This is a genomic window from Roseibium sp. AS2, assembly GCF_038900065.1.
Taxonomy (GTDB): Bacteria; Pseudomonadota; Alphaproteobacteria; order Rhizobiales; family Stappiaceae; genus Roseibium.
Genome location: NZ_JBBMQN010000002.1, coordinates 270369 through 289204 on the forward strand (window position 1 = coordinate 270369; position 18836 = coordinate 289204).

Below are 18836 nucleotides of genomic sequence, written 5' to 3' on the forward strand. Positions count from 1 at the left end.
GCTCAACCGGTCTCGCGGCCGGGAGGTGGCGGGCCCTGTGCGTGGCGGCTTTTCTCCGGTTCGCGCTGCTGGCTCTGGCAGTCGTGTCCGGGATCGAGGTTCAGGCCCAGCAACTGGAGCCGGTCGAGGTCGACGTCTCGCAGGAAAACGGCCATGGCCGCATCGTGCTGACCTTCAAGGACCGCACCCTGTTGCCGATCTACGACGCGGTCATCACCGGCGGTGTGCTGAGAATATCCTTCGAAGAACCCATCGATATCAACGTGGACAACGTGCCGCTCGATCTCGGCGACTATGTGACGATCGCCCGGCGGGATCCCGACGGCAGCGCCATCCGTTTTGCGCTCAAGGCGCAGTACCAGATCAACACGCTGGAAGCTGGTGAAAAGCTGTTTGTCGACATCCTGCCGATGACCTGGCAGGGGTTGCCGCCCGGCCTGCCGGACGATGTCGTGCGCAAACTGGCAAAGCGGGCCGAGGAGGCCATGCGCAAGGTTCGCGCACTGGAGCAGGCGCGGCTGAAAGCACAAGAGGGTCCCGAAGTGACCCTCCATGTGGGGGAACATCCGACGTTCACCCGCCTTGTGTTCGACTGGTCCATCAAGTTCGATACGGCATTCGTTCGCGAAAACGACATTATCAAGGTGACGTTCAACCATCCGGCGCAGCTCGATATCGCCCATCTGAGGGCGCATCTGCCACAAGGCGTGATCGATGCGACCTCGTTTCTGGACCAGGGCAAGCTGAAGTTCCTGATGCGGGTCGAGCCGTCGGTGGACATCAGGGCGTTCCGCGAGGAACAGACCTATGTGATCGACGTCACGCCGGAGAACATGGAAGTCAACGATCCGGCCAATGCGCTCATCAACAAGGAACTGTCCGTCGCGGACAATGAAAACCGCAAGAACATGATTACCGCGCCCGGCCTCAGGGACACGCGCGAGGTCACGGATCCGCGCGGACTTCCACGCGCTGACACGGGCGCATCCAGTGGCGGTGGCGCGCTCAAGGAATCTAAGGCGGACGAGTCTCCGGCCTATACCGTCGTTCCGCTCGGCGGCGGCGGCAGTGACGGTGCCCGGGCCCCGGATACAGACCGGACACCGGAGGGCTCCCCGGATCTGTCCGCTGTGATACCGCACCCGACCGGGCAGGATGCAGAACCGGCGAGCGACGCGGCGACGCCGCGGATCGCGATGGCGCCGCGGCCCAAGCCGGTCCTTGTCGCGGCCGCTCCGCAAGCTCCGATGCAGGCGGCGGGTCCGCAGCCGGAGATACTGGCAGGGCTCATGACGAGCGATGTCGCGGTTTCGGAAACGGACGGCGAGACGGATCCGGAAACCGATCTGGCGACCGATCTGGCCACCGATTTGGCAATGGCGGCAGCGGCGGTCGAAACGGTTCCCGCTCCTGAGCTGGCGGCTGCAACACCCGCAGCGGCAGACGCCGGTGCGGAGATGGCAGATGAAGTCCTCACAACCGCGGCCATTTCCGGTGGCCCAACGGGTCCGGCGGATCGTTCGGTGAGCGGGATCGGCGACGGCGCGCAAGATCTGGACATTGCCGCGCAGGCCGCACAGGATCCGGTTGTTGTCGCTCAGGCAGCTCCGGGCGCGCTGCCCCTGGGCGAGACCCTGCCGGAAGAAGACATCGTGCGACAGGCGCCGATGCTTGATCTTTCGACCCAGCAGATCGGTCAGCCTCAGGAACAGGAAGAAGCCGGCAACAACGGCATTCCGACCATCCAGCCGGCCGAAGTGCCCGGCAGCGGCGACCAGCCGGAGGCGCCCTTCGACACGGCGCCGGTCCAGATTCAGACCACACCGTCCCTGGGAAGCGGCGTGCCCGCGGGCATTCAGTTGCCCGATCGGCCCCAGGGCGCGGCGCCGGAGGCCTGGCGTGCTTCCTCCGGAAGTGATCCAGACGGCATACCGCCGTCACCGGAGCGGCCGCCCGACAGTTTTGCCAAGGAAGTCCGCAATTTCGTCTCCGCGGAAGCCAGGCGCATCGGCAACACCGTGCGGGTTGTGTTTCCGTTTTCCGAACCCGTCTCGAGTGCCGTATTCCGCCGCAACGATAGCATCTGGCTTGTCTTCGATACCGATGCGACCATCGACACGCGCGGCATGGCCTCCGCGCTGGCGGAAACGGCGGAAACCATCGATGTCCAGCAGTTTGATGACTATCAGATCCTGCGCATGGACATGAACGATCCTGTCCTGGCGACGGTGGGGGTCGACGGGAATGCCTGGTCCCTCGTGATCGGAGACATGATTCTGGAGCCTTCGCGGCCCCTGCAGCTTGAGCGAACCGTCCGGGGAGACGGCGGCTCCGTCCTCAGGGTCTATTATCAGGACCCGCAGAACATCCGTCAGGTCACAGACCCGTTCGTCGGGGATTCAATCTCCCTGGTCACAGGGTTCGGTCCGCCGCGCGGACTTCTGAAGCCGCAAACCTTTGTCGACCTGAAGGCCCTGAGCTCCGCGCAGGGTATTGCGATCGTGACGAAATCCGACAACGTCAAGATGCAGATCCTCGGGGACGATGTGCTTATCGAAAAGGAAGGCGGACTGGCGCTGTCGAGCCGCCATCTGCGGGGCGGGACCGGTTCCTTGAACACGATCGTCGATCCTGATGACGGCAATTATCTGGAATTCGTTTCCCTGAGCACCGAAGGCCCCGGCGCCTACCGGACCCGACTTCTGGAGCTGCAGGCCAATCTGTCCGCCTCGCCTGAAAGCCAGCGGCGGAAACCGCTCATGGCGCTTGCGCGATTCTACCTGGCGCATCAGTTTCCCCAGGAAGCGCTCGGTCTGATGAAGCTGGCGCTCGAGGAAGAACCGGCTCTGGCCGAGGACAGCTCGTTCAACCTGATGATGGGCGCGGCCCAGACCATGGCCGGGCGGCCCGACGAGGCCTATGCCTATCTGAACCGGCCGGACCTGAAAAACAGCCCGGACGCCGCCGTCTGGCAGACCATCGTCGATGTCAAGCTCGGCAACTGGACACCGGCGCGCATTGCCATGCCACGCGGACGTGCCGTGGTCGGAAACTATCCGTCGGCCATTCAGACCGAGTTCAAACTCGCGGCCGCACAATCCATGGTCGAGGTCAATGATTTCGGCGTCGCCAACAGTATTCTGGCTGAAATCGAGCCGTCGGAGGTCACGCAGGCCCAGGCGGCCCGTTACGACATCCTGAGAGGCCGGGTCGCGGATGCTTCCGGACGGTCTCAGGAAGCCCTGACAGTGTTCGATCTGGTGACCCGGTCCGATGACAGGCCGCGCGCGGCCGAAGCCGAATACCGGGCCCTCAGGATCCGTTACCGGGACGGCGAACAGAATGTCGACGAGACCATCGACCGGCTGGCCGGACTGTCAACCTCCTGGCGTGGCGACGAAATCGAGCTGAAGACGCTGCGCTTCCTGGCGCAACTGTTCGCGGAACGTGGCCAGTACCGGGAAGCGTTCGAAGCCATGAAATCGGCGGTGCAGGCGGAACCGGACAGCGACACGACACGCCTGCTGCAGGAAGAGATGAACGGGTTGTTCAATTCTCTCTTCCTTGACGGCAAGGCCAGCGAGATGCCGCCGGTCAAGGCCCTGGCGCTTTATTACGACTTCCGGGAAATGACGCCGATCGGCCGTCAGGGCGACGAGATGGTGCGACTTCTCGCCAAACGGCTGGTGGAGGTCGATCTGCTCGACCAGGCGACCGATCTGCTGCGCCACCAGGTGGACAACCGGCTGAAAGGCGCGGCGCGGGCGCAGATCGCGGCCGACCTGGCGGCGATCTATCTCATGGACCGCAAGGCCGACCAGGCGCTGCGTGTACTGAACCGGACACGGCAGGCCAGCCTGCCGTCCACTCTCGAACGCCAGCGCAACATCGTCGAGGCCCGGGCACTGACGGAAAGCGGACGTCCCGACCTCGCTCTGGAACTTGTCCGCAACATGCGCGGCTCGGATGTCGATCGGCTGAGAGCCGACACCTTCTGGGCCGCGGAAAGCTGGCGCGAGACCGGGGAGCAGCTCGAGGCCATGCACGGGTCGCGCTGGTCGGACAACATTCCGCTGGACGATCTAGAGCGGCGCGACATCCTCAGGGCGGCCATCGCCTACTCGCTCGCCGGCGACCAGCTGAGCCTGGAGCGGTTGCAGACCAAATACATGGAGAAGATGTCCGACAGCTCGGAGGCACTGGCTTTCGATGTCGTGACCCGGCCGATCGAAGCGCAGGGGGTCGAGTTCCTCGAAGTGGCGAACCGGCTCGCGGATATTGATTCCCTGGAAACATTCCTGAAGGAATACCGCCGGCAATACATGTCGCCGGATCGCAGTCCCGATCAGGCTGCCGCCGTTCCCGAGCCGGAAGATGCGGCAGGCTGACCGGCCACGGGCAAGCGCGATGGATCCTTACCTGATGCCATGTCTGCCGGCAGGCGGACGGCGCTTGGCGTTCAATGTGCGGGCAGGGCGCCCGCCAGGCGCGGCTTTTTCATTTCGGCCTTGTAGCGCATGACCAGATCCGGAATGGATCTGGTGCTGCGATCCAGCCAGTCGCAACGGGCCTTCAGAAAATCCCGGTATGTCTTGTCGTGAATGCCTGTCTGAAGCATGAGGCGCATGATTGCGCCATCCGCGTCCGACTTCAGCGTGTCGGCGACGACTTCGTCGGCGAGATTGATCTTGCGGCTGATGAGCCAGATCGCGGCGTCAAGACGTTCCTGTTCGAACAGGGTTCTCAGGATCGCATCGAAGGACAATTCGCCGTTGGCGATCTGGATGCTTGCCTCGTGCCGCGAAAAAAGAACGCCGTCCAGTTCGATGTCGCCGTCTCTCCTGTTTTCTTCAATCGAGGCGGCGAGCCGTTCCAGGTCGCCCGTCTCCAGAGCTTTCCTGAGCGGTGGCGGGATCAGGGGACAGTTGGTTTCCAGAACATGCATCTGCGTGTTCAGAAAGTCCTCGTCCTTGATCGCGCGGCGGGCGATCGCGGCAAGCACCGTTGCTTCCGTGTTGGCGAAGATCAGAATGGCCAGCGTTCCCTTGACGGAAAACGGGACGTCCAGATTGTCAAGAAGGGCATGCACCACGTCCCGGCTGCTGCGCGCGATCAGCGTGTCGGTGATTTCCTCGCTCAGATCCGGACGCCGCGAAACGGACAGCCGCTTGTCGTTGCCCCCGGACTTGGCCAGGCTCATCAGAGCGGACTGGCTGATCATCGGCGAGCTTTCGATGACCGGCTCCGAAAGATCGTAGTCTTCCTGGGCCAGGCGGTCCGCGAGATCCGGGATGATGCGATCGGTTTTCGCAAGACGCACGACCAGTTCGTATCGCGCTTCCCGGTCCAGCTGGTCAAAAACGGACAGGACGATCCTGGAGAACAGCTCCCGTTCGGTTTCGTTCGGATCGTGGTCTTCCGAGCGCGCATATTCGCCGACAAGGGTACGGATGAGCCTGGATCTCGCCTCCGGATCCTTGAGCCTTGCAAGTTGTTCTAGCTGTTCTGGTAACACTGACCCGCCACTATTAAGATCCGGACATGACCACCCGACGCCGGTCCGCCATATTTACAAGTTTGTCTTAAATTTTCTCTACCGGCTGGCCGAAGCCTCAGCCGCCGCCGAAACTTTTCACCAGCGATCCTGCGACCAGGTTCCAGCCATCCACCAGAACGAAGAAAATCAGCTTGAAAGGCAGCGAGATCACGACAGGCGGCAGCATCATCATGCCCATGGACATCAGCACCGAAGCAATCACCAGATCGATGATCAGAAACGGCAGATACAGCAGAAAGCCGATCTCGAAGGCGCGCCGCAGCTCGGAAATCATGAAAGCCGGAACGAGGGTGGCCATCGACAGGTCCTCGGGCCCTTCAGGGGCGTCCTGGCCCGAAAGTTCCTGGAACAGGGCAAGGTCCTTTTCACGGACCTGGGAAAGCATGAAAGAGCGGAACGGGTCGGACGCGCGCTCATAGGCCTGCTCGATCTCGATATCGCCGTCGACGAGCGGCTGGACCCCCGCGTCATAGGCTTCCTGAAGCGTCGGCATCATGATGAAGGCGGACAGGAACAGTGCAAGACTGACCATCACCATGTTGGGGGGCGCCGTCTGCAGTCCGATGGCCGAACGCAGCAGTGACAGCACCACGACGATGCGGGTGAAACTGGTGACCATGATCAGGATCGAAGGCGCCAGCGAGAGAACCGTCAGCAGTATGACGAGCTGGACGGCCCGTTCGGTCAGGGTGGCATCCTCGCCGAAGCCGACCGAGATTTCCTGTGCCGCCGCCGGACCGGCAAGGATGACAAGAAACGCGGTCAGGAGAGCCGCAAGACAGGTCCAACCGACCTTGCGCGAATTTCGGGAGGGTCCTTGCATCAGTTCGGATGCCCACCCAGTTCGTCGAGGATCTTCGCCATCTCTTCTTCAATCGGGTTCTTGTCGCCCAGACCCGGTTTTGCACCCGCTGCCGGCCCTGCCGCCGGTTGAGAGACTGCCTTCACCGGTGGGGTGCTTCCTTTTTGATCGGTCCCGCCGTTTGAAGGACTTTCGTCGCCGACGGGTCCATCCGGCGCCTTCACGCTGGAAGACTGGTGCTGGTCCTGTTCCGGCGCGGTCGCTTTGACCTCGGTCCCGGTTTCGGTGGCCCCGGTTTCGGGGGCTCTGGTTTCGGCGGCCCCGGTTTCAGCGGCCTCGGCAACAGCAGCCGGCAGGTCTTCAAGCAGGTCGTCCGGATCGAGTCTGATGTCCTTTGGCACTGCAACGACGGGGGCGGGTTCGTGAGCGAGATCCTGTTTCCGTTCCGGATTCGGGGAGGCCGTTCCAGCGGTGGCCAGAAGTGTCGGGGAAAGCTCTTCCCCGTCCGTGCCGCCGTTCGCGCTCTCGTCGCTCCCTTTGGGCGCATCCTTGGGCATCATGGCCGGTTCCGCCGTCACGACCGGAGCAGGGTCCGGCTTCGGAACATCGGACGCGGTGCCTGCCGTGACAGGCTGGGCCTGTTCCGGTGAAGTCTCTCCGGGCGCGGCGCCGGCCAGTCGCACGGCATCTTTCGCCTGAACGGCGCCGGCCTGGGCCTGGCTCATGTGGGGCGGCGGCGAAGCGGCGAGGTTCGACCCTCCGGCATCGGCCGGCTGCTCGGGCTCGGTGGGCTTCATCAGGGCCGTCTTCGCGCGGGCTGCAGGACCCGAGGCCGGCGGCGTGATCGAGTGCGTGCCATAGGAAGGCCGGTCACGCGGGCTGAAAGGTCGTGCCAGGGACTTGAGGGCTGCGCCTGCCCTGGTTTCCGGCTGTGCGGGTGGAACCGCCGGTGACTTTGATATCGGGGCCTGGGAAGCCGGCCGCACGACAGGGGCCGCCGCGGCAGGTGAAGCCGGCGGGGTGGGGGGCGGATTGTCGGGTGCGTTGTCCGTGGCCGGCCCCTTGGTCACGGACTTGTTGAAGCCGTTCCGGGTCGCCGCCTTAAGGAGGTCCGACGCCTGGCCGGACTCCCGACCGGCTTCGGTCTTTGCCCGGATGGGCAACGGCGCACGCGCGGCCTGTGTCCTGCCCTGGGTTTCGGGTCCGGAGCCGGTGGCCGATGCGGTCTGAGGTCTGGTGTCCGCTGCCCGGGCGGTCGCTTCCGGAGTGGAAGCGGCAACAGAAGCGGCAACGGGCGCGGCGAGGGCGGTGGGGACAGGTGTGGGAGTTGGCGCGGGGGCGGGTGCGGGTGCGGGAGCTCTGGCGAGCATGGCCGGAGAAGGAGGCGCGGTTTCGCCGTTTGCGACCGTGTCATCCGGACGTGCCGGAATGTCCGGGCCGGGCGCCATCGGTGACCTCATTGCAGAAGTCCCGCCGATGCCGGAGCCCGGATGCTGCCCGGACCGGGCCTGTGGCATGGCCTGTTTCAGGGGCGTGTTGCGGACGATATTCTGTTCCACGACGACGTCGCTCGGGCCACCGACCAGGATCAGGTGCTCGATGTTGTCCCTGCGGATGAGCACAAGCCGGCGGCGGGTGTCTATCGTCGCGCTGTCCATCACCGCGATACGCGGCTGACGGTTGCGGCTCTGTGTCGACTGATTGCCCGTCAGCCGCTTGAGGATGAATATGAACAGCGCGAACAGCAGCAGCACCACTGCGAGCGCCAGAATGACCGCGATTATCTGGGTGACGCTCCCGCTCACGTTCAAAGTCGTTTCAATCCAGTTGTACATCTTACCCTCGTGCCGCCCCGCCTGCGCCTTGAATGCAATTGCCGGTTACGTCGATTTTTAGCCCCCAATGAGGAGGCGTGTTCTTATCCCCAGTAAATCCGTGCGACGCTTCGCGCTGACATGCTGTCTCAAATCTTTCGGTTATCTGGTCTTTCCCGTCGGCGGGTGCCGCCCGGGACCGTCCAGACCGGCATCGCCCGCTTGCCGATCCACCTCGAATCTCCCTAGTGATGAAAGTTAACAGAAGCAGGCAAAATTTGCCTGCCGGCGACAGGGTTCTTTTTGCGAAATGCAAAGGAATGTTGTCTCTTCCACCGGTTATTGAAGGGGTTGCGCCGCGTGTGCGGGGCTGGCGTTAACCATTCGTTAACCATTTGACCGGCAATCATTGCCGATGTGGTTAACGAATGGTGAATCGGATGGCCGTGACGGATGTGCCGCTCTTCCAGGCACTCAAATCGAAGATGCTCTGGCACCAGACCCGGCAGGGGGTTCTTGCCGAAAACATCGCCAACGCGGACACGCCGGGCTACGGCGCACGCGACGTGAAGGAATACACCTTCGCGGAACATATCGGGAGGGAGACCTTCGGGCTGTCGACGCTCACGACCAATGCCGGGCATCTGACCGGAACACTGGCGGGGCAGACGGACGCGAAGGTCGAGGGGCGTGACACGTTTGAAGTCACGCCAAACGGCAACAGCGTCAATCTGGAGGAGCAGATGATGAAGATCACCGAGAACCAGATGGACTACCAGGCCGCGACGACCCTTTACACCAAGGGCCTCGGCCTGATCCGCAAAGCCCTGTCGAAGAGCGCCTGAGGCGCAGCCGGAAGACATAAAGGACCGAAAAAATGGACCTGATCAAATCCCTGTTCATTTCCGCGAGCGGCTTGCGGGCCCAGAATGGGCGCATGCGCATCATCGCGGAGAACATCGCCAACGCGAATTCGACCGCCAAGACCCCGGAAGAAGAGCCTTATCGACGCAAGGTGCCCACCTTCAAGGCACATTTCGACAGGGAACTGGAAGCCAACACCGTAGAACTCGGCAAGATCGCGGAAGACCAGAGCGCGTTCCGGTCGGTGCACATACCCGGGCACCCGGCAGCCGACGAGAACGGCTACGTGCTGCATCCCAATGTCAACTCCCTGATCGAGACCACCGACATGCGCGAAGCGCAGCGGACCTACGAAGCCAACCTGAATGTCATCGATTCGACCCGGAAGATGCTGCAGCGGACCATCGACATCCTGCGCACCTGATCCACGGGATCGCCGGCGCCGTGCGCGGTCCGGTCGATGTGCGAAAGTTGATCGAAACCGGAAACTCGCAGCGCGCGCGCCGACTGCACGCGTGATGCTCAAAACCTGACACGGGAAGGGAGCCGGAGCCATGTCCAGCCCATCGATTGCAAACAACGCCTACCAGATGGCCGCCAAGCTGCAACAGCAGGCGCGCGCCATGGAAGTCGGCGATACGCAGGCAGAGACTGTCGATTTCGGCAAGATGGTGCAGGAAGCCGTCGGCGCGGTTGTCGAAAACGGGCGCGTCTCCGACCAGAAGGCCGTCAACATGATCGAGGGCAAGGCCGACGTCGTCGATGTGGTCACGGCGATCGCGGAAACTGAAGTTGCCCTGGAAACCATGGTGGCCGTGCGCGACCGGGTGATTTCCGCCTATGAGGAAATCATGAGGATGCCGATCTGATCGGTACCGTTTAGGGGCCTTGCCCCGGGGAGTATGACATGACCGGCGGTGAAGTTCTCGACCTTGCCCGTGAAGCCGTCTGGACCATGATCCTGGTGTCCGCACCGATCATGGTCGTCGGTCTGCTGGTCGGCGTTGTCATCGCCTTGTTCCAGGCCCTGACCCAGATCCAGGAAATGACACTGGTGTTCGTGCCGAAGATCCTGGCGATCTTCGTGACCATCCTGATCACGCTGCCGTTCATGAGCCAGTTGCTGCAAGCGTTCATGGCGCGGGTGACCGAGCTGATCCTGACCACCGGTTAGGATCGAAGATGACCATCCAGCTTGATTATCTGCCCCAGGTCGCTGCCGTATTCATGCTCATGTTCGCGCGGCTGGGCACAATGGTCATGCTGCTGCCCGCGCTTGGGGAAAGCACGATTCCGACGCGTTTCCGCCTGACAATCGCGCTGGCGCTGACCCTGGTGCTCTACCCGATCGGCGCACCGCAATATCCCGAGGGGCTGACGGAGAACGCACCGAGACTGGCTTTCTTTCTCTTCAGCGAACTCGCCATCGGCTTCGGCATCGGCCTGTGTGCCAAGATGATCACGTCCGTCCTGCAGATCGCGGGCGTCATTATGGCGAACCAGTCCGGGCTTGCCTTCGCCCTCGGAACCGATATCGCCAATGAAGGCCAGCAGGGCGCGCTCTACGGCAACTTCCTGTCGATACTGGGCATGACCCTGGTCTTCGTCAGCGACAGCCATTATCTGGTGATCGCGGCGCTTCACGACAGCTTCACGATCTTTCCGCCCGGACTGGCGCCGCCGGTGGGGGATTTCTCCCAGAACGCGGTGGAAACCGTCGCCCATGTCTTTTCGATCGCGATACGCATGAGCGCGCCGTTTCTCGTTGTCGGACTGGTGTTCTATTTCGGCCTCGGCCTGCTCAACAAGCTGATGCCGCAGATGCAGATCTTCTTTATCGCCATGCCCGTGAATATCGCGATCGGGTTCTTTCTCCTCCTGGCGCTGGTTGCGACCCTGATGATGTTCTATCTGGATCATTTTCAGGAAGCGCTCGGCAAGTTTATCGTGGGGTAGCGGTGACAAATGGCTGACGAAACCGACCAGTCGGAGAAAACCGAGGACCCCACACAAAAACGCCTCAAGGAGGCGCATGACAAGGGGGACATTCCCAAATCTCAGGAAGTCAGCACCTGGTTCACCCTGGCCGGGGCCACGCTGATCATCGCGATTTTCGCGCCGGGAACGGTGGTGTCCCTTGCGGATCTGATGAAGGGCTACCTGGAACATTCCCACCAGATCCCCGTCGACGGCTACGCGCTGAAGGCCTTGTGGCGGGACACCGGCCAGTCCGTTGCTCTGATTGTCGGCGTGCCGCTTCTGGCCCTCGTGGCCATGGCGGTGGCGGGCAATCTGGTTCAGAACCCGCCGCTGCTGACCGCGGAAACAATCAAGCCGAAATTGTCCAAGGTGTCACCGGCGTCCGGCTTCAAACGCCTGTTTTCCGCCGACAGTCTGGTGAATTTCGCCAAGGGAATGGCCAAGATCCTGATAGTCGGCTCGGTCATGGTGGCGGTGGTGTGGCCGCACCGCGACGAAGCCGACATCATGATTTTCGCGGATCCGAGCGTGATCCTGCCGGAAGCCAGGGTGCTGATCCTGCAATGCCTGGCCGCGATCCTGGCGGTGATGACGGTCGTCGCGGCGGCCGATTTCGCCTACCAGAAGAACAAATGGTTCAACAAACAGAAAATGTCGCTGCGCGAGATCAAGGAAGAATACAAGCAGACCGAGGGCGACCCGCAGGTCAAGGGCAAGATCCGCCAACTCAGGATGGAGCGTTCACGCAAGCGCATGATGGCGGCCGTGCCGCAGGCGACCGTGGTCGTCACCAACCCGACCCACTATGCGGTGGCCCTGAAATACGAAGAAGGCATGGGCGCGCCGCTCTGCCTTGCCAAGGGCACCGATGCCGTGGCACTCAGGATGCGTGAGGTCGCCAAGGAAAACGATGTGCCGGTGGTCGAAAACCCGCCGCTGGCCCGGGCACTCTACGCAACGGTCGAGATCGACCAGGACGTTCCGGAAGATCACTACAAGGCGGTGGCGGAAGTCATCGGCTTCGTCTTCCGCATGCGCAAGCGCGCTGCCTGGCGGCGGAACCCGTGATCCCTGTGGTGGATGCTTGGCACAAAGACCACAGCAAACAGGTTATTTTCAACAAGACTTGGTCGCATACCGGTTGAAATCGGCTATTAAGCGCAGAATGCTTATAAACGGTCCATTCAAATGCGAATCGGGCCGGGGAGACTGGATGAATGAATGACATGGACGGACCGCCGACCGGACCGATGATCAGCCGTCCGGAGCGATCCGGTAACATTGGCCTGCTCGTCGGCCTGGCGCTGCTGCTCGTCGGAGCAGCGGCTGCCTTTGCGGTGATGGACCGGGACGTTGCCCAGCCGTTCATTCTGGCGCTGCTCGGCATCCTGGCCGTGGTCGGTGTCTTCTGCCTGTTCGCCGGAGCCATCGGCTTTCTGCGCCTGTCGGCCCGTCCCGGCGAGAGCAATCCGCTGGCGTCCGCCTTTGTCGACACGCTTGAGGACGGTGCCCTGATCACCGACCTGGACGGCAGGCTCGTTTATGCCAACAAGGCCTATGCCGATCTGACCGGTGCGGAAACCGCCGAGGACATCCGGGTGGTCGAACGGGTGTTCTCGTCCGACCCGGACGCGGCCGATGCCATTTTCCGCCTGTCGCAGGCCATGCGCGACGGCCGGCGGGCACAGGAAGAAATCCGCATGCCGTTTCCGCTCGGGCGGTCGGACGGCACCGCCAGATGGTACCGCGTGTCGATCCGGCCGTTGCAGGTTCCCAAGGAACGCGGCGGCGGCAAGCCGATGGCCGTCTGGCAACTGTCGGACATCACCCGCGACCGGGCGGAACAGGAGAACTCCTTCCAGGAGCTCCAGCGGGTCATCAATTTCCTCGATCATGCGCCGGCCGGGTTCTTCTCCTGCGACGGGGAAGGCCGCATCGTCTATCTCAATGCGACGCTGGCCGACTGGCTGGGCTACGATCTTGCCCAGTTCGATGCAGGTGATCTGGATCTGTCCAGCATCGTGCGCGGCGACGGCACGGAACTGATCCGCTCCCTGAAGGGCCAGGCCGGCGAGGTCAAGAGCGAGACCTTCGATCTGGACTTCGTCACGCGCAACGGACGCGGCCTGCCGGTGCGCCTGCTGCACCGGGTGCCGTTCGGAGAAAACGGCCAGCCGGGCGACAGCCGGACCCTGGTGCTCAATCGTTCGCGCGGTGAGGAGGTCTCCGAAGCACTCCGGGCCGCCGAGGTGCGCTTCGCGCGGTTCTTCAACAACACACCGATCGCGATTGCCTCCCTCGACAAGGAAGGACGGGTGCTCCGCACCAACGCGCCGTTCCTGAAACTGTTCGGGGCGGTCGACACGGATGACGAGTCGCCCAAGCTGGAGGCCTATGTCGCCGACAACGGGCGCGTGGATCTGGCCAAGGCCCTGCAGGCGGCGGCGCACGGGATCGGCGAGATCGCACCGATCGACATTCCGCTGGTCGAAGGCAACGATCCGCGCTCGGCGACCTTCTATGTTTCCGCGGTTCAGGAAGGCGAAGGCGACGGCGAGGCGGCCATCGTCTATGCGCTGGAGACCACGCAGCAGCGCGCCCTGGAAGCACAGTTCGCCCAGAGCCAGAAGATGCAGGCCATCGGCCAGCTCGCCGGCGGTGTCGCCCATGACTTCAACAACGTCCTGACCGCGATCATCGGCTTCTCCGACCTGCTGCTTGCCAGCCACCGTCCGACGGATCCGTCCTTCCAGGACATCATGAACATCAAGCAGAACGCCAACCGGGCCGCCGGCCTGGTGCGTCAGCTTCTGGCGTTCTCGCGTCGCCAGACACTGCGGCCACAGCGGCTGGAACTCAACGATGTGCTGGCGGACCTGTCCATTCTGCTCGACCGTCTGCTGGGCGAGAAGGTGGAGCTGAAGGTGATCCATGGCAGGGATCTGTGGCCGGTGATGGCCGACCTCAACCAGCTGGAGCAGGTCATCGTCAACCTGGCGGTGAATGCGGGCGATGCCATGTCCGACGGCGGCCGGCTGACCATTCGGACCCGCAATGTCGCGGAAGCCGAGAGTACCCAGTTCGACAACACCCGTGGCATGCCGCCGGGCGAATACACGCTGGTGGAAGTGGAAGACACCGGCCACGGCATGCCGGCGGACATCATGGCCAAGATCTTCGATCCGTTCTTCTCCACCAAGGAAGTCGGCAAGGGCACCGGGCTCGGCCTGTCCACGGTCTACGGCATCGTCAAGCAGACCGGCGGGTTCATCTTCTGCACCTCGGAAGTGGATGCCGGAACCACATTCCGTCTGTTCCTGCCGCGGCACATCCCGCTGGTGGAAGAAAAGAAAAAGCCGGAACCCAGGGAGGTCGAGCCGGAAAAGGTCGCCGATCTCACCGGCTCGGCGACCATCCTGCTGGTGGAAGACGAGGAGGCCGTGCGTGCCTTCGCCGCCCGCGCGCTGGCCTCGCGCGGTTACACCGTCCATGAGGCGGGGTCCGGCAACGAGGCGCTGGAAGTGATGGAAGAGACCGGCGGCAAAGTCGATCTGGTGGTGTCCGACGTGGTCATGCCGGAAATGGACGGGCCGACCCTGCTAGTGGAATTGCGCAAGACGCAGCCGGATCTGAAGATCATCTTCGTGTCCGGCTATGCGGAAGACGCCTTCGAGGAAAACCTGCCCGAAGGCGAGCAGTTCTTCTTCCTTCCCAAACCGTTCACGCTGAAGCAACTCGCGACGACCGTGAAGGACGTGTTGAACGGGGAAGGGCCGGCCCGGAACGGATAACGTCTTTCCGGGCTGCATGTGGCGAAAGCTGCGCGCTGCCCGGAAGGATCCGGATCACCAGCCCACCTGGCTGAAATAGACTCCGTAGAACAGGGTCCACAGGCCCAGGCACAGGCGCAGCTTTGCGCCGTCCGACAGCCGTTGGCCGACCAGGTGCGAAAGTCCCCGGACAACGAGACACACCACGATGAACCGGGGCAGCCGGGCCAGTGGCGACACCAGGGCAAAGTGCCAGAAGCCGACGCCGGCGTATCCGGCCTCGGCAGCGAAGATCTTGTAGGGCACGCCGGCGAAGGCGCCGCGCAGCATGCCTTCGAGCAGGCCGTTTTCCAGAAGCTGGCGGACGGCCGCGAAGGTTCTGTCCGATACGCCCGGAACATGGAGCAGGACGGCCCGGCTGGCCTCGGGAAAGGCCCCAGCGCAGCTCCACACCAGCAGGCCGCCAAGCGTGGCCGTCAGCGCTGCGATCAGGGCGGCCCGCAACGCCTTCTTCAGGGACTTGAGCGCAAGGCCGGAGAGCAGCACGTCGGGCACGATGAAGAACAGCGTTGCCTCGGCGAAGCCCCACAGGGCCGCGAATGTCCTACTCCCAGGGCGCAAAGGTCTTTTCCGATGCCAGGGCCTGGAACCGATCCTTGAGTTCGTTCATGAACTGACTCCGGTCTCCGGTCCAGGTAACTGGTTTTCCGACGAAAATATCGCAGAAGAACGGTACCAGCAGGAACGATCCCCGGGGCAGGGCCTTGCCCAGTCCATGGGTGAAGACGGGCACCACCGGGGCATCCGGGAAACGTTCGGCGAGATGGGACACGCCCTTCTTCAGCTCGGTCATGGTTTCCGGCTCTCCGCGCGAGCCCTCGGGAAACAGGATCAGGACCTGGCCCGCGTCCAGGGCATCGTAGCAGCCCTGCAGGGGATCGCTGTGCTTGTCCTTGCGGCCGCGTTCCACAGGAATGATGCCCAGCACATGGTCCGACAGCCAGGCCTTCCACGGCGAGGAAAAGAAATAATCCGCTGCGGCAACCGGCTTGACGTCCTTCAGCCTTGACAGGGGCATCAGCGCCATCAGCACCATGGTGTCCAGATGGCTGTTGTGATTGGCCACGATGATCGCCGGGCCTCGGGCTGGCAGCAGGTCCCGCCGCCTGACGTTCAGCCCGAGCAGGAACAGGACGGTGATCCTGACGCAGACATAGAACACCTTCTGGAGCATCAGGCGATGGCCCCCACGGGTGTTGTGGAGAGAACAGTCATTTTCCGGACCCTTCTAATAGTAGAAATACCGGGTGAAGTGGAAGAACAGCGGCGCGGTGTAGGTGAGGCTGTCGATGCGGTCGAGAATGCCGCCATGGCCGGGGATCAGGCTGCCGGTGTCCTTGACGCCGAGGTCGCGCTTCAGGGCGGAGACCGTGACGTCGCCGACGAAGCCGGCGACCGGGATCAGCAGCCCGGCGGCCGCGGCGTGGACCAGATCGAAGGGCGTGACCAGCGGCGCGGTCAGGAGCGCCAGCACGAATGTGGTGACGACACCTCCGAGAAAGCCTTCCCAGGTCTTGTTCGGGCTGACACCGGGAAGGATCTTGTGGCGGCCGAACAGTTTGCCCCAGGTGTATTGGGCGACATCGTTGAACTGGGTCAGGAAGATCAGGAACAGGAGCAGCCCCGGCCCGCCGGTGGCATTATCCGGTGTTGCCGGCAGGATCAGAAGGAAGGCCGCGTGGCTGATGGAAAAGACGCACAGCATCAGGCCCCAGTTGAGCGTTCCTACCGCGCGTAGAAAGCCTTCCGTCTGTTGCGACAGCAGGCTGGCGACGGGCAAAAACAGGAACATGTAGACCGGGATGAAGACGGCGAACATGCCGTAATAGCCGTCATAGACCCAGAAATACTGGACGGGGATCGACAGATACGCCCAGAACAGCACCCGCCGGTCGGCCCGCCGGGTGGGGATCATCGAAAAATACTCTTTCAGGGCCAGGAAGCTGATCAGCGCGAAGACGATGATCGAGATCGTGTTGCTGACCAGAAAGGCGACCGTGAAGATCGCCACCATGACCCACCAGCTCATCGTGCGCTGGACGAGTTCGCTCATGTCCTTGCCGGACAGGCGGGAAATCGTGAAGACGATGGCGCTGGCCACCGCGAGCAGGGCCCAGATCCCGATCAGAACCCAGTGGATGGTGGCGAGTGTCATGCCGTCTCCAGTTCCTTGAGCGCGGAGCGCGCCCGGTTCACGATCGTAAGGGCCGCGAGCAGAAGCCCGGCGCCGAACACGATCTGGTAGAAGAGCGGCGCCGTCAGGCCGAACGCCATCAGAGAGCCGCTGAGGCCGAACAGAACCGCCCGGTCGCTCTTGCCGAGGGGACCGTCATAGCGGCGCCCGGCGCCGATCTGGACAGCGATGACACCGGTCATTTCGCCGATCACGGCAAGGACCACCAGCCCGACCACCAGAGGACCTGAAACAAAGGGCAGCAGGGCGAAGGGGAGGTACAACGCGGCATCCGACAGGACATCGCCGAGTTCGTTGAGGAGGGCGCCGAGATCGGATTTCTGGTCGTGCTCACGCGCGAGCATGCCGTCGATGGCGTTGAGCCCCATCCGGACGAACAGCACGACCGGCAGCAGAACCAGCGGCAGCACGGCGCCGGGAAACAGCCACAGGGCGCAACCTTCCAGCACGGAAAGCCCCAATGCAGCCAGCGTTACCCGATTGGCGGTGACGCCCGAGGCTGCCAGCCATTTGCACAGCGGGCGCAACAGGTCCTGAAACCGGGATTTGAGCTGATAAACAGTCGGCATTTTTGACATGTCCCAAAGTGTCGCGCAAAGATACAGGCATCTGCCGGCCGCCGCATCCTTCAATTTGCCTGGCGTGCGGAGGAAATGGATATTGGTTGCGCGAACGGCGGCAAACCGGATTGCGCGGCAAGCACATCAATCATGTGGACGGCAGGCCGGGTGTCATGCTCCGCCGGGAAGGCGGCGGTGGCACGCGGCGTGTCGCCTGGCCAGTGCCATCACCACCTGGCACTGGAGGCCGGGCGGGCAAGGGAACCGAAGGGCTGTTGCCGCGTTGCCCCTTTGCCGAACCGCGTGCCCGGCGCTTGTTGTGCCTTCTTGGGGAAAAACGCGCCGGCGGGATTTCCCGCTGCCTTGAACAAAACCCCGGCTTCCGGCGGCGCCTGCCGCGGCGGGATCCCGGCCATTCGACAGGAGATCAGATTGACAATTATTTTTTCACGCTCCCGCACAATCGGGGGCCCTTTGGCCATGGAGCACAGGCTTCGATGATCGATCCCATTCTGCTGACCGCGCCCCGTGTCGCCACTTTCACGGAAGACAAGCATCTGACCAATGCGAGCGGGTTTTTCTTCCGGCGCGAAGAGCGCCTGTTTCTGGTGACGAACCGCCATGTCGTCATCGATGATGCGAGCGATCACCATCCCACGCGTCTTGAGATCGAACTGCACAACAATCCCGACAATCTCGCGGAATCGATCTGGTGGTCGATGCCGCTTTACCGCGACGGTGTCAGCCTCTGGCGCCAGGGCACTGACACGGCGGGCGAAATCGATGTTGCCGTGATCGAGGTGGACAAATCCTCCCTGCCGGAAAACCTGACCTATCGTGCCTTCGGACCCGAGCATCTGGTGAAACCGCAGGATCATGTCGAAATCGGCTCGTCGATCCTTGTGGTCGGCTTTCCTCTCGGCTTCCACGACACGCTGCATCACATGCCGGTGGTGCGCCAGGCCGTCGTTGCCTCCTCGTTCGGTTTCCGCTTTCAGGGCATGGGCTACTTCCTGACCGACGCCCGCACCCATCGCGGCATCAGCGGCGCACCGGTGGTGATGCGTGCGCCGGAGCTGGACTCCCTGGAGGGTGACTTGCCCTGGAACCTGCTCGGCGTTCATTCCGCGCGTCTCGATGTCGGCACGCGCGACATGGAACTCGACGAGGCGCTGGGCCTGAACTGCGCCTGGTATGCGGATATCCTGCTGACGCTTACGGAAGCGTGAGCAGTC

Annotated in this window: 16 protein-coding genes; 9 read left to right on the forward strand and 7 right to left on the reverse strand. The window is 63.0% G+C overall.

The window, feature by feature from the left end:
* Positions 1–41: 41 nt before the first annotated feature.
* Complete coding sequence (locus WNZ15_RS06265; RefSeq protein WP_342892099.1) at positions 42–4388, forward strand: hypothetical protein; 4347 nt, start codon at positions 42–44, stop codon at positions 4386–4388.
* Positions 4389–4459: 71 nt separating this feature from the next.
* Here the strand turns inward: WNZ15_RS06265 and WNZ15_RS06270 are convergent, their stop codons facing one another.
* The 3 genes from WNZ15_RS06270 to WNZ15_RS06280 all read right to left on the reverse strand — a co-directional run bounded on the left by WNZ15_RS06270 (position 4460) and on the right by WNZ15_RS06280 (position 8194).
* On the reverse strand, positions 4460–5515 hold the full coding sequence (locus WNZ15_RS06270; RefSeq protein WP_342892100.1) for a DUF2336 domain-containing protein: 1056 nt from the start codon (positions 5513–5515) through the stop codon (positions 4460–4462).
* Positions 5516–5612: 97 nt separating this feature from the next.
* Positions 5613–6380: a flagellar type III secretion system pore protein FliP gene (fliP, locus tag WNZ15_RS06275; RefSeq protein WP_342892101.1), complete on the reverse strand. Its 768-nt coding sequence runs from the start codon at positions 6378–6380 to the stop codon at positions 5613–5615.
* Positions 6380–8194 (reverse strand): flagellar biosynthetic protein FliO, encoded by a 1815-nt coding sequence (locus WNZ15_RS06280; RefSeq protein ID WP_342892102.1) that lies wholly within the window; start codon positions 8192–8194, stop codon positions 6380–6382. The genes fliP and WNZ15_RS06280 overlap by 1 nt, the downstream gene beginning before the upstream one ends.
* 419 nt (positions 8195–8613) lie before the next feature.
* Here WNZ15_RS06280 and flgB point away from each other — a divergent pair, with 419 nt between their 5' ends.
* The 7 genes from flgB to WNZ15_RS06315 all read left to right on the forward strand — a co-directional run bounded on the left by flgB (position 8614) and on the right by WNZ15_RS06315 (position 14808).
* Positions 8614–9018, forward strand: coding sequence for a flagellar basal body rod protein FlgB (flgB, locus tag WNZ15_RS06285; protein WP_342892103.1), 405 nt, complete (start codon positions 8614–8616; stop codon positions 9016–9018).
* Positions 9019–9050: 32 nt separating this feature from the next.
* Positions 9051–9461 carry a flagellar basal body rod protein FlgC gene (gene flgC / locus WNZ15_RS06290; RefSeq protein ID WP_342892104.1) on the forward strand — a complete coding sequence of 137 codons (411 nt, stop codon included), beginning with the start codon at positions 9051–9053 and terminating at the stop codon, positions 9459–9461.
* A gap of 130 nt (positions 9462–9591) precedes the next feature.
* Entirely contained in the window at positions 9592–9906 is a 315-nt protein-coding gene (locus tag WNZ15_RS06295) for a flagellar hook-basal body complex protein FliE (RefSeq protein ID WP_342892105.1), read from the forward strand.
* Positions 9907–9944: 38 nt separating this feature from the next.
* The gene (gene fliQ / locus WNZ15_RS06300) at positions 9945–10211 is read left to right on the forward strand and encodes a flagellar biosynthesis protein FliQ (RefSeq protein WP_342892106.1); all 267 of its coding nucleotides are present in this window, start codon (positions 9945–9947) and stop codon (positions 10209–10211) included.
* Positions 10212–10219: 8 nt separating this feature from the next.
* Positions 10220–10993, forward strand: a complete 774-nt coding sequence (gene fliR, locus WNZ15_RS06305) for a flagellar biosynthetic protein FliR (protein WP_342892107.1) — start codon at positions 10220–10222, stop codon at positions 10991–10993.
* A 9-nt stretch (positions 10994–11002) separates the two neighbouring features.
* The gene (gene flhB / locus WNZ15_RS06310; protein WP_342892108.1) at positions 11003–12085 is read left to right on the forward strand and encodes a flagellar biosynthesis protein FlhB; all 1083 of its coding nucleotides are present in this window, start codon (positions 11003–11005) and stop codon (positions 12083–12085) included.
* Positions 12086–12234: 149 nt separating this feature from the next.
* Positions 12235–14808, forward strand: coding sequence for a response regulator (locus WNZ15_RS06315; protein ID WP_342892109.1), 2574 nt, complete (start codon positions 12235–12237; stop codon positions 14806–14808).
* Between the two features lie 54 nt (positions 14809–14862).
* Here the strand turns inward: WNZ15_RS06315 and WNZ15_RS06320 are convergent, their stop codons facing one another.
* From WNZ15_RS06320 to WNZ15_RS06335, 4 genes are read right to left on the reverse strand one after another with little or no spacing between them, the layout of a single operon-like run.
* Positions 14863–15408 (reverse strand): hypothetical protein, encoded by a 546-nt coding sequence (locus tag WNZ15_RS06320; RefSeq protein WP_342892110.1) that lies wholly within the window; start codon positions 15406–15408, stop codon positions 14863–14865.
* On the reverse strand, positions 15392–16021 hold the full coding sequence (locus WNZ15_RS06325) for a lysophospholipid acyltransferase family protein (RefSeq protein ID WP_342892111.1): 630 nt from the start codon (positions 16019–16021) through the stop codon (positions 15392–15394). The genes WNZ15_RS06320 and WNZ15_RS06325 overlap by 17 nt, the downstream gene beginning before the upstream one ends.
* 54 nt (positions 16022–16075) lie before the next feature.
* Entirely contained in the window at positions 16076–17002 is a 927-nt protein-coding gene (locus WNZ15_RS06330; RefSeq protein ID WP_342892112.1) for a phosphatidate cytidylyltransferase, read from the reverse strand.
* A complete protein-coding gene (locus WNZ15_RS06335; protein WP_342892113.1) occupies positions 16999–17610 on the reverse strand; it encodes a CDP-alcohol phosphatidyltransferase family protein in 612 nt (203 codons plus the stop codon). The genes WNZ15_RS06330 and WNZ15_RS06335 overlap by 4 nt, the downstream gene beginning before the upstream one ends.
* 488 nt (positions 17611–18098) lie before the next feature.
* Here WNZ15_RS06335 and WNZ15_RS06340 point away from each other — a divergent pair, with 488 nt between their 5' ends.
* A complete protein-coding gene (locus WNZ15_RS06340; protein WP_342892114.1) occupies positions 18099–18830 on the forward strand; it encodes a serine protease in 732 nt (243 codons plus the stop codon).
* The last annotated feature ends 6 nt before the right edge of the window (positions 18831–18836 follow it).

Excerpts from the sequence above, each read along its gene's own strand:
- fliP (WP_342892101.1), bottom strand. The coding sequence starts at position 6,380 with ATGCAAGGACCCTCCCGAAATTCGCGCAAGGTCGGTTGGACCTGTCTT.
- WNZ15_RS06330 (WP_342892112.1), bottom strand. The coding sequence starts at position 17,002 with ATGACACTCGCCACCATCCACTGGGTTCTGATCGGGATCTGGGCCCTG.
- WNZ15_RS06325 (WP_342892111.1), bottom strand. The coding sequence starts at position 16,021 with ATGCTCCAGAAGGTGTTCTATGTCTGCGTCAGGATCACCGTCCTGTTC.
- WNZ15_RS06340 (WP_342892114.1), top strand. The coding sequence starts at position 18,099 with ATGATCGATCCCATTCTGCTGACCGCGCCCCGTGTCGCCACTTTCACG.
- flhB (WP_342892108.1), top strand. The coding sequence starts at position 11,003 with ATGGCTGACGAAACCGACCAGTCGGAGAAAACCGAGGACCCCACACAA.
- WNZ15_RS06315 (WP_342892109.1), top strand. The coding sequence starts at position 12,235 with ATGAATGACATGGACGGACCGCCGACCGGACCGATGATCAGCCGTCCG.
- flgB (WP_342892103.1), top strand. The coding sequence starts at position 8,614 with ATGGCCGTGACGGATGTGCCGCTCTTCCAGGCACTCAAATCGAAGATG.
- flgC (WP_342892104.1), top strand. The coding sequence starts at position 9,051 with ATGGACCTGATCAAATCCCTGTTCATTTCCGCGAGCGGCTTGCGGGCC.
- WNZ15_RS06295 (WP_342892105.1), top strand. The coding sequence starts at position 9,592 with ATGTCCAGCCCATCGATTGCAAACAACGCCTACCAGATGGCCGCCAAG.
- fliR (WP_342892107.1), top strand. The coding sequence starts at position 10,220 with ATGACCATCCAGCTTGATTATCTGCCCCAGGTCGCTGCCGTATTCATG.
- WNZ15_RS06280 (WP_342892102.1), bottom strand. The coding sequence starts at position 8,194 with ATGTACAACTGGATTGAAACGACTTTGAACGTGAGCGGGAGCGTCACC.
- WNZ15_RS06335 (WP_342892113.1), bottom strand. The coding sequence starts at position 17,610 with ATGCCGACTGTTTATCAGCTCAAATCCCGGTTTCAGGACCTGTTGCGC.
- fliQ (WP_342892106.1), top strand. The coding sequence starts at position 9,945 with ATGACCGGCGGTGAAGTTCTCGACCTTGCCCGTGAAGCCGTCTGGACC.